9 protein-coding genes are annotated in these 9,434 nt (G+C 67.3%); 6 read left to right on the top strand and 3 right to left on the bottom strand.

What is annotated here, in order from left to right; genetic code table 11:
* The first annotated feature begins 285 nt into the window (after positions 1-285).
* Both U9R90_RS17530 and U9R90_RS17535 read left to right on the top strand, forming a co-directional pair.
* Positions 286-3,102, top strand: a complete 2,817-nt coding sequence (locus U9R90_RS17530; protein WP_411057388.1) for a transglycosylase domain-containing protein — start codon at positions 286-288, stop codon at positions 3,100-3,102.
* A gap of 100 nt (positions 3,103-3,202) precedes the next feature.
* Positions 3,203-4,717, top strand: coding sequence for a glycosyltransferase family 87 protein (locus U9R90_RS17535; protein WP_411057389.1), 1,515 nt, complete (start codon positions 3,203-3,205; stop codon positions 4,715-4,717).
* Between the two features lie 23 nt (positions 4,718-4,740).
* Here U9R90_RS17535 and U9R90_RS17540 read toward each other — a convergent pair whose 3' ends face one another.
* The 3 genes from U9R90_RS17540 to U9R90_RS17550 all read right to left on the bottom strand — a co-directional run bounded on the left by U9R90_RS17540 (position 4,741) and on the right by U9R90_RS17550 (position 7,398).
* Positions 4,741-5,772 (bottom strand): alanine racemase, encoded by a 1,032-nt coding sequence (locus tag U9R90_RS17540; RefSeq protein ID WP_411057390.1) that lies wholly within the window; start codon positions 5,770-5,772, stop codon positions 4,741-4,743.
* A gap of 64 nt (positions 5,773-5,836) precedes the next feature.
* Positions 5,837-6,955 (bottom strand): lipid II:glycine glycyltransferase FemX, encoded by a 1,119-nt coding sequence (locus U9R90_RS17545; RefSeq protein ID WP_411057391.1) that lies wholly within the window; start codon positions 6,953-6,955, stop codon positions 5,837-5,839.
* A gap of 125 nt (positions 6,956-7,080) precedes the next feature.
* On the bottom strand, positions 7,081-7,398 hold the full coding sequence (locus U9R90_RS17550) for a hypothetical protein (protein WP_411057392.1): 318 nt from the start codon (positions 7,396-7,398) through the stop codon (positions 7,081-7,083).
* 266 nt (positions 7,399-7,664) lie between these two features.
* On the opposite strand from U9R90_RS17550, the gene rpsF reads away from it, so the two are divergent.
* The 4 genes from rpsF (at position 7,665) to rplI (ending at position 9,371) form a co-directional block, all read left to right on the top strand.
* The gene (rpsF, locus tag U9R90_RS17555; protein ID WP_006604399.1) at positions 7,665-7,955 is read left to right on the top strand and encodes a 30S ribosomal protein S6; all 291 of its coding nucleotides are present in this window, start codon (positions 7,665-7,667) and stop codon (positions 7,953-7,955) included.
* A 75-nt stretch (positions 7,956-8,030) separates the two neighbouring features.
* Complete coding sequence (locus tag U9R90_RS17560) at positions 8,031-8,624, top strand: single-stranded DNA-binding protein (RefSeq protein WP_411057393.1); 594 nt, start codon at positions 8,031-8,033, stop codon at positions 8,622-8,624.
* Positions 8,625-8,669: 45 nt separating this feature from the next.
* Positions 8,670-8,906 (top strand): 30S ribosomal protein S18, encoded by a 237-nt coding sequence (rpsR, locus tag U9R90_RS17565; protein ID WP_003956534.1) that lies wholly within the window; start codon positions 8,670-8,672, stop codon positions 8,904-8,906.
* Positions 8,907-8,924: 18 nt separating this feature from the next.
* Positions 8,925-9,371, top strand: coding sequence for a 50S ribosomal protein L9 (rplI, locus tag U9R90_RS17570; protein WP_411057394.1), 447 nt, complete (start codon positions 8,925-8,927; stop codon positions 9,369-9,371).
* Positions 9,372-9,434: the final 63 nt, after the last annotated feature.

Raw genomic sequence — 9,434 nt, forward strand, 5'->3', positions numbered from 1 at the left:
GCGACAAGAGGGGGCACGGTGAACGGCGTCACATCACGGATTCATAGCGGGCAAGTTGCCTGTTTTGGGGTGACCTTCGACCCTAGGGGGGTTTTGACCGTGCGTAGTCTGTGCTCCATGCAGACCATCGGGAGCCATGTGACGCCAGAGGGCGGCCGTGCGCTGACGTACGGGATGCCGTACGGGTGAGCCAGGGGAAGGGCACACGCGTACATCGGGGGGACCGGAAACCACCTGCCGCTTCCAGGCGCGCATTTCTGCGCCTGCCCGAGGAGTAGTCGTTCGATGAGCGAGCACCGTCGCAAACCGCCGCCGCCGCAGGGCGGCGGACGTGCCGCGGCCAGGCGCGGCGCCCCAGGGGCGTCATCCGGCCGACGTGCCGCACCGCGGAGCGCTACAGGATCGCCGTCCGGTTCGTATGAGCCCTCCGGCTCGTACGGTTCGCCTGGCGATGACCGCACGTACGGCGGCCGGGCCGAGGCCCGCCGCGCCGCGCAGCGCAGCACAGGCGGAGGCGGTCGGCGCCGTCCGCCCGAGGGTGGCGGCGGAGGCCGTCGCGGAGGTGGGCCGCCCGGGCCCGGGCGCGGCAGAGGACGCGGAGGCGCTGAACCGCCGAAGAAGCGGTTCATCGACTACCCGCGCGCGGGCAAGTACGGCTGGCGCAAGCTCGTTCCGTCGTGGAAGCAGGTGACGGGCACCGTCATCGGCTTCCTCGGCTTGCTGGTCGCCGCCGCGGGCATCGGGTACGCGATGGTGGAAGTTCCGAAGGTGCAAGAGACGGCCACCGCGCAGAACAACGTCTTCTACTGGGCCGACGGCAAGCAGATGGTCGCCACGGGTGGTGAATACAACCGCCAGATCATCCCCTACTCCAAGATCCCCAAGGAGATGCGGTACGCCGTCATCTCGGCCGAGAACAAGACGTTCGAGCAGGACAAGGGCATCGACCCCATGGGGATCGGCCGTGCCGTCTACAACATGGCAAAGGGTGGGAACACCCAGGGCGGTTCCACGATCACCCAGCAGTACGTCAAGAACTCGAGGCTCTCCCAGGACCAGACGCTCACGCGGAAGTTCCAGGAGCTCTTCATCTCCATAAAGGTCGGCGCGAAGATGGAGAAGAAGGACATCATGGCCGGATATCTGAACACCGCGTATTACGGACGCGGTGCTTACGGTATCCAGGCGGCCTCCCGTGCCTACTTCGACAAGCCCGCCGTCGAGCTGAACGCGAGCGAGTGCGCCCTGCTCGCCGCGGTCCTCAAGGGCGCCACCTACTTCGATCCCGCCGGCAACCCGGAGATCGATCCGGCTGAGGCCACTCGGGAGAAGAACCAGGCCCGGGCAGAGAAGCGCTGGAAGTGGATCCTTGACGAGCAGGTCAAGGACGGCCACCTCTCGCCCTCCGACAGGGACAAGTACAAGAAGTTCCCGAAGGTGGAGAACGGCCGGAGCAACACCCAGCTGAGCGGCCAGATCGGCTATCTCGTAAACCTCGCCAAGTCCTACGTCATCAACAACACGGGCATTACTGAAGCCGAACTGAGGCAGGGCGGCTACGAGATTCACACGACCTTCGAAAAGAAGAAGGTCGACGAGCTCGAGAAGGCCGTGTCGAAGGTCATCAAGAAGAACATCGACGAGAAGGCCCGTCCGGATCTGGACACCCATGTCCAGTTCGGCGGTGCTTCGGTGGACCCGAGGACCGGTGCGATCGTGGCCACCTACGGTGGCGAGGACTACGGCAAGCACTTCACCAACAACGCCGACGTCACAGGTGCCCAGGTCGGTTCGACCTTCAAGCCCTTCGTGCTGGCGGCCGCGATGCGGGACGGCGTGCGGGACCCTGAGGGCGCGGCGGATCAGCCCGAGTCCGAGCGGACCCCGGTCTCACCGAAGAGCCTGTACAGCGGCAAGAACGACCTGAAGATCAAGAACTACGACGGCTCGGTCTGGCAGGACGAGAACGGCGAGCAGTGGCGCCAGGAGAACGACGGCAAGCAGTCGTATGGCGAGGCCCCGACGTGGAGCGTCAGCCTGCGCGAAGCCATGCAGCACTCCGTGAACTCGCCGTATGTGCAGCTCGGCATGGACGTCGGCATCTCCAAGGTGCGTAAGGCAGCGGCCGACGCGGGGCTCCACGAGGACAGCCTGACCAAGGGCGAGGTGCCGTCGGTGGCGCTCGGTATCGACTCCCCCAGCGCGATCCGGATGGCCGGCGCCTATGGCACCTTCGCGGCGAGTGGCAAGCAGAACGACCCCTACTCGGTCAAAGAGGTCAAGCACGGGGGAAAGCCGGTCTACACACACAAGGCCGAGACGCGCAGCCCCTTTGACTCGGCCGTGGCGGACAACGTCACCGACGTGCTGAAGAACGTCGTGGATGCGGGCACCGGTACCAACGCCAAGCTTCCGGGCCGTGACGTGGCGGGCAAGACCGGCACCACCGACGGCAACAAGTCGGCCTGGTTCGTCGGCTACACACCGCAGCTGTCCACGGCCGTCAGCATGTACCGGCTCAACGACGACGAGAAGGCCAAGAACCGGCAGTTCCTCGAGATGTTCGGGACTGGTGGTGAGAAGAAGATCCACGGTGCCTCCTTCCCGTCCAAGATCTGGAAGGACTACATGGAGACGGCGCTGAAGGGCGAGAAGGTACTCCGGTTCTCGCCGCCTGAGCCGATCGGCAAGAAGGTCTACGGAGGTGGCGCGGAGAGCCCCAGCCCGACGCCGACCATCACCGAGGAGCCGGAGGAGACCGAGGAGCCCAGCGCGACGCCGGAGGAGACCGAGCCCACCGAGGAACCCTCGGACAAGCCGGACCCGAATGAGTCCTGCAAGCCGAACGACTGGAAGTGCCAGAACGACGGTGGGACGACGGACGGTGGGACCACGGACGGCGGGACTGACGACGGCGGGACGACGGACGGGACCACCGACGGCGGGTTCACCGACGGTGGCACGACGGACGGTGGGACCACCGATGGCGGGACAACCGACGGTGGGACCACCGACGGCGGGACCGACGACGGTGGGACCACGGACAGCGGTGGCAACGGCAATGGCAACGGCGGCGGCTGGATCGCAGGCAGAGAGGGCTAGCCGCGCTCCGATTGCGCGTTTCACGTGAAACAAGGGCCGCCGCACCACACGGTGCGGCGGCCCTCGCCGTGTCCTCAGACGGATGCGGCAGGATGAGCCCATGACGACGAGCAGGACGAGCCCGGGCGCACCGCACACAGACCCGGTGCCGCCGACGCGGCAGGACGAGGTCGCCGCGGCGGGCAGCGAGCTGATCGGTGGACCGGTCGGGAAGCGGGCGCTGCTCGGCAGGAGCTGGTGGACCCCCGTACGCGTCATCGCTCTGGTAGCCATCGGCATGTTCGCCCTTGGCATGGTGCAGAAGCTGCCCTGCTACAACGGGGCGTGGTTCTTCGGCGCCGGTTCGCAGTACACGCACGCCTGCTACTCCGACATCCCGCATCTCTTCGCGGGCCGCGGCTTCGCCGATGGCCTGGTGCCGTACTTCGACGAGTTGGCCGGCGATCACCAGTACCTCGAGTACCCGGTGCTGACCGGTGTCTTCATGGAGGTCGCCTCCTGGTTCATCCCGGACGGCGGAACCATCCAGCACCGCGAGCAGATCTACTGGCTGGTGAACTCCGGCATGCTGATGGTCTGCGCGGTGGTCATCGCGGTCTCTGTCGTACGTACCCACCGTCGTCGCCCCTGGGACGGCCTGCTGGTCGCTCTCGCGCCCGCCCTCGCGCTCACCGCCACCATCAACTGGGATCTGCTGGCCCTCGCGCTCACGTCCGCCGCGATGCTGATGTGGTCGCGTGGGCGTGCCCTCGCCTTTGGCGTGCTGCTCGGACTGGCGACCGCGGCCAAGCTCTATCCCGTCCTCCTGCTCGGCCCTCTCCTGGTGCTGTGCTGGAGGGCGGGGAAGTGGCGGGAGTTCGGGCTCGCCGCGGGCGGCGCGGTCGGCGCCTGGCTGGTGGTGAACCTGCCGGTGATGGCGCTCGCTCCGGACGGGTGGAAGCGGTTCTACGTGTACAGCCAGGAACGCGGGGCCGACTTCGGCTCCTTCTGGCTCATCCTCCAGCAGCGCATGGACACCCCCCTCACCACGGACACGGTGAACAATCTCGCCACCGCGCTGATGCTGCTGGCCTGCCTCGGCATCGGAGCGCTCGCGCTGGCCGCCCCGCGCAGGCCGCGTTTCGCTCAGTTGGCCCTGCTGGTTGTGGCGGCCTTCATCCTCACCAACAAGGTCTACTCACCGCAGTACGTACTGTGGCTGATCCCGCTCGCGGCGCTCGCCAGGCCGCGCTGGCGGGACTTCCTGATCTGGCAGGCCTGCGAGGTCATGTACTTCCTGGGCATCTGGATGTACCTCGGGTACACGACGAGCGGGGACAAGCACCAGGGCCTGCCGCAGGAGGGCTACCACCTGGTGATCATGGTGCATCTGCTGGGCACGCTCTACCTGTGCGCCGTCGTCGTGCGCGACATCCTGATGCCGGAGCGGGACGCGGTGCGACGGGACGGCTCCGATGACCCGTCGGGCGGCGCACTGGACGGGGCGGAGGATGTCTTCACCCTCAGGCACACCCCGCAGCCGGACTACGCCGAGGCGCAGACCTCCCTCGCGCCCCCTGTCGTGTGGGGCACGGGGGAGGTCCAGCGGGGGACGTCGGACGACGGCTCACGCTGAGAGAGCGGCGGGCGCCGCTCGGCTCAGTGGTCGACGAGGCGGTCGAACTGGGTGGTGGTGTGCCGCAGATGGGCCACCAGCTCGTCGCCGACCTTCGGTTCCGGAGCGTCCGAGGGTACGAAGAGGATCGACACCTGCATATGCGGTGGTTCCGCGAACCAGCGCTGCTTGTCGGCCCAGACGAACGGCGCCAGATTGCGGTTGACGGTCGCCAGGCCCGCCCGGGCCACGCCCTTGGCCCGCGGCATCACCCCGTGCAGCGCCTTGGGGGCCTCCAGGCCGACGCCGTGCGACGTACCGCCCGCGACCACCACCAGATAGCCGTCGGATGCGACCTTCTGCTGGCGGTAGCCGAAGCGCTCGCCCTTGGTGACACGGGTGACGTCGAGGACCGAGCCGCGGTACTGGGTCGCGTCGTGGTCGCCCAGCCATAGCCGGGTACCGATCCGCACCCGGAACCGGGTCTGCGGGAACTGCTGCTGGAGACGGCCGAGTTCCTCGGCGGAGAGGTGGCTGACGAACATGGTGTGCAGCGGCAGCCGGGCCGCGCGCAGCCGGTCCATCCAGCCGATGACCTCCTCGACGGCGTCCGAGCCGTCGGCCCGGTCCAGCGGCAGATGGATGCCGAAGCCCTCCAGGCGTACGTCCTCGATGGCCGACAGCAGTTCGGGCAGGTCCTGCTCACTGACGCCGTGCCGCTTCATCGAGCTCATGACCTCGATGACCACCCGCGCGCCGACCAGACCGTGCACGCCGTCCACGGAGGACACCGAGCGGATCACGCGGTCGGGCAGCGGCACCGGCTCCTCACCCCGCCGGAACGGGGTCAGCACCAGCAGATCGCCGCCGAACCAGTCCTTGATGCGGGCGGCTTCGTACGTGGTGCCGACGGCGAGCGTGTCGGCACCGAGCCGGGTCGCCTCATCGGCCAGCCGCTCGTGGCCGAAGCCGTACCCGTTGCCCTTGCAGACGGGGATGATCCCCGGGAACTGTTCGAACACATGCTTGTGATGTGCTCGCCAGCGCGCGGTGTCGACGTAAAGCGTGAGCGCCATGGCCGGTCCCGGAACCTTTCTCGTCTCTGCGGTGTATCGAAGGTAGGAAGGGAATCTGGGCGGGTCAGCGGCGCGACATGTAGATGTCGAGCGCCTTGTGCAGCACCTTGTTGAGCGGGAAGTCCCACTCGCCGACGTACTCGACGGCCTCGCCGCCGGTGCCGACCTTGAACTGGATCAGGCCGAAGAGGTGGTCGGTCTCGTCCAGCGAGTCGGAGATGCCCCGCAGGTCGTAGACGCTCGCGCCGAGTGCGTAGGCATCGCGGAGCATGCGCCACTGCATGGCGTTGGAGGGCCGCACCTCGCGCTTGTGGTTGACCGATGCGCCGTAGGAGTACCAGACATGGCTACCGACGGTGATCATCGTGGCGGCGGCCAGTGGCTCGCCCTCGTGCTTGGCGATGTACAGCCGCATCCGGTTGGGGTCCTCGGCGTTGAGCGCCGTCCACTGCCGCTGGAAGTAGCTGAGGGGACGCGGCCGGAACCGGTCGCGCTCGGCGGTGACCTCGTACAGCTCCTGCCAGACCGGAAGGTCGTCGTAGCCGCCCTGGACGACCTCTACGCCGGACTTCTCGGCCTTCTTGATGTTGCGGCGCCACAGCTGGTTGAAGCCCTTTTGGACGTCGTCGAGCGCGCGGCCCGCGAGCGGTACCTGGAACACATAGCGCGGCTGTACGTCGCCGAAGCCGGCCCCGCCGTCCTCGCCCTGCTGCCAGCCCATCTTGCGGAGCCGGTCGGCCACCTCGAAGGCGCGCGGCTCGATGACATCCGCCTCGATGTCCCGCAGCCGCTTGACGTCCGGGTCCTGGATGCCCTTCTTGATCGTCGGGGCCTTCCAGCGGCGGATGACCACCGGCGGGCCCATCTTCACGGAGAAGGCGCCCTGCTGCTTCAGATGCGCCAGCATCGGCTGCAGCCAGTCGTCGAGGTTCGGCGCGTGCCAGTTGATGACCGGGCCCTCGGGAAGATAGGCGAGATAGCGCTTGATCTTGGGCAGCTGGCGGTAGAGCACCAGGCCGGCGCCGACCAACTCACCGTTCTTGTCGAACCAGCCGAGGCTCTCGGAACGCCATTCGTTCTTGACGTTCGCCCACGCTGGGACCTGGCAATGGCTAGCCGAGGGCAGACTCTGGATGTACGCCAGATGCTGCTCTTGACTGATGGTCCTCAGGGTCAGGCTCATGCGGGGGGCTCCTCGGCAGGTGTGTCCCCATGGGGCAGGGGCTCCGGCTCTCGCGCCGAAGCCTACTGCGCCTGGGGAACACCCTGACGGGCCCCCGCAAGGTTGGCCCTGACCTGCCTCTGAACCTAGAAGCCGATCAAGCCGCCGAAGAGGCCGCCGTGGGCCATGCCGAGATAGAAGCCGACGGCGGACGCACCAAGGCCGAGGATCAGCCCGAAGCGCTCGCGGGTCGTCGCGGAGATGAACTGGCCGTAGCCGCCCGTGAGGATGCCGATGAGGCCCGCCCAGGAGCTGAGCAGGTGGAGGCTGTGAAACATCGCCGAGACCAGTGCTGTCGCGCCGAGCACCAGCGTCACGGCGAGCAGCGCGTCCTGCAGCGGATGGGGCTTGCCGTCTGTGGCGAGAAGATGGGAGGCGGTGTTGGGTCGCATTGCGTGTGCCATCAGTGGCACCTCCTGGCGGAAGAGGCGCATCGTAGCGCCATCGACACCCGATGTGTCCAGATTGCGTCCTCTGACCACCGGATTTCAACCGGAAGCCGCCATGCGGGTAGTCTGTACCGTCTGCACCGGTGTCTGCCCAGGCCACAGCATCAGCTCTCGCTCGCGAGGGTCGACTGTCAGTGGTGGCCGATACCGTTGCGTACGCATAACAACCCTCCTGCCACGGAACGACCGTGGCCGCTGAGTCCAAAGGAGGTGGGTTCCACATGCGTCACTACGAGGTGATGGTCATCCTCGACCCCGATCTGGAAGAGCGTGCTGTCTCTCCCCTGATCGAGAACTTCCTCTCCGTCGTCCGTGAGGGCAACGGAAAGGTCGAGAAGGTCGACACCTGGGGCCGTCGTCGTCTCTCGTACGAGATCAAGAAGAAGCCCGAGGGCATCTACTCGGTCATCGACCTGCAGGCCGAGCCTGCAGTCGTCAAGGAGCTCGACCGCCAGATGAACCTGAACGAGTCGGTCCTCCGGACCAAGGTCCTCCGTCCCGAGACCCACTGAGCTTTCCCAGCTCAGCGGAGTTCGGGAATCGAGTAGCAGCAAGCAGCCAGCAGCAACCCGCCGAGAGGTTCCCCCATGGCAGGCGAGACCGTCATCACGGTCGTCGGCAACCTTGTCGATGACCCCGAGCTGCGCTTCACCCCCTCCGGTGCGGCGGTCGCGAAGTTCCGTGTCGCGTCCACTCCCCGCACCTTTGACCGTCAGACCAATGAGTGGAAGGACGGCGAAAGCCTCTTCCTCACCTGCTCGGTCTGGCGACAGGCGGCGGAGAACGTCGCGGAGTCGCTCCAGCGAGGCATGCGCGTCATCGTGCAGGGCCGACTGAAGCAGCGGTCCTACGAGGACCGTGAGGGCGTCAAGCGCACGGTCTACGAACTGGACGTCGAGGAAGTCGGCGCCAGCCTGAAGAACGCCACGGCCAAGGTCACCAAGACCACCGGTCGCGGTGGCCAGGGTGGTTACGGCGGCGGTGGCGGCCAGCAGGGCGGCGGCAACTGGGGCGGAAGCTCCGGTGGCGGTCAGCAGCAGGGCGGCGGCGCTCCCGCCGGTGACCCCTGGGCGACCGGTGCGCCGGCGGCTGGCGGCGGCCAGCAGGGCGGCGGCGGTGGCGGCTGGGGCGGAAGCTCCGGCGGCTCCGGCGGCGGCTACTCGGACGAGCCCCCCTTCTAAGGGCGGGCTCGCACCCACACTTCTTGATCACACAGGAGATACACCATGGCGAAGCCGCCTGTGCGCAAGCCGAAGAAGAAGGTCTGCGCATTCTGCAAGGACAAGACCGTCTACGTGGACTACAAGGACACGAACATGCTGCGGAAGTTCATTTCCGACCGCGGCAAGATCCGTGCCCGCCGCGTGACCGGCAACTGCACGCAGCACCAGCGTGACGTCGCCACGGCCGTCAAGAACAGCCGTGAGATGGCGCTGCTGCCCTACACGTCCACCGCGCGATAAGGGAAGGGTGACCGAATCATGAAGATCATCCTCACCCACGAGGTCTCCGGCCTCGGTGCCGCTGGCGACGTCGTTGACGTCAAGGACGGCTACGCTCGCAACTACCTGGTCCCGCGTGGTTTCGCGATCCGCTGGACCAAGGGTGGCGAGAAGGACGTCGAGCAGATCCGTCGTGCTCGCAAGATCCACGAGATCCAGACGATCGAGCAGGCCAACCAGATCAAGGGCCAGCTCGAGGCCGTCAAGGTGCGTCTGGCGACCCGCTCCGGCGACGCCGGCCGCCTCTTCGGTGCCGTGACCGCTGCCGACATCGCTTCCGCGATCAAGGTTGCCGGTGGCCCCGAGGTCGACAAGCGCCGCATCGAGCTGGGCGCGCCGATCAAGTCGCTGGGCGCCCACGAGGCGTCCGTGCGTCTGCACCCCGAGGTGGCCGCCAAGGTCAACATCGAGGTCGTCGCCGCGTAAGCGCTGCGCTCGGTTGAGCGTGAGAAGGGGCGCCCCCCCGGGGGGGGGGCCCGCGGCGGGGGT

Source organism: Streptomyces sp. E11-3, from assembly GCF_046540415.1.
Lineage (GTDB): Bacteria > Actinomycetota > Actinomycetes > Streptomycetales > Streptomycetaceae > Streptomyces.

What these genes read in the sequence shown, in the direction of transcription:
- rpsR (WP_003956534.1), top strand. Translation starts at nt 8,670, where the DNA reads ATGGCGAAGCCGCCTGTGCGCAAGCCGAAGAAGAAGGTCTGCGCATTC.
- U9R90_RS17530 (WP_411057388.1), top strand. Translation starts at nt 286, where the DNA reads ATGAGCGAGCACCGTCGCAAACCGCCGCCGCCGCAGGGCGGCGGACGT.
- U9R90_RS17545 (WP_411057391.1), bottom strand. Translation starts at nt 6,955, where the DNA reads ATGAGCCTGACCCTGAGGACCATCAGTCAAGAGCAGCATCTGGCGTAC.
- U9R90_RS17535 (WP_411057389.1), top strand. Translation starts at nt 3,203, where the DNA reads ATGACGACGAGCAGGACGAGCCCGGGCGCACCGCACACAGACCCGGTG.
- U9R90_RS17540 (WP_411057390.1), bottom strand. Translation starts at nt 5,772, where the DNA reads ATGGCGCTCACGCTTTACGTCGACACCGCGCGCTGGCGAGCACATCAC.
- rplI (WP_411057394.1), top strand. Translation starts at nt 8,925, where the DNA reads ATGAAGATCATCCTCACCCACGAGGTCTCCGGCCTCGGTGCCGCTGGC.
- rpsF (WP_006604399.1), top strand. Translation starts at nt 7,665, where the DNA reads ATGCGTCACTACGAGGTGATGGTCATCCTCGACCCCGATCTGGAAGAG.
- U9R90_RS17560 (WP_411057393.1), top strand. Translation starts at nt 8,031, where the DNA reads ATGGCAGGCGAGACCGTCATCACGGTCGTCGGCAACCTTGTCGATGAC.
- U9R90_RS17550 (WP_411057392.1), bottom strand. Translation starts at nt 7,398, where the DNA reads ATGGCACACGCAATGCGACCCAACACCGCCTCCCATCTTCTCGCCACA.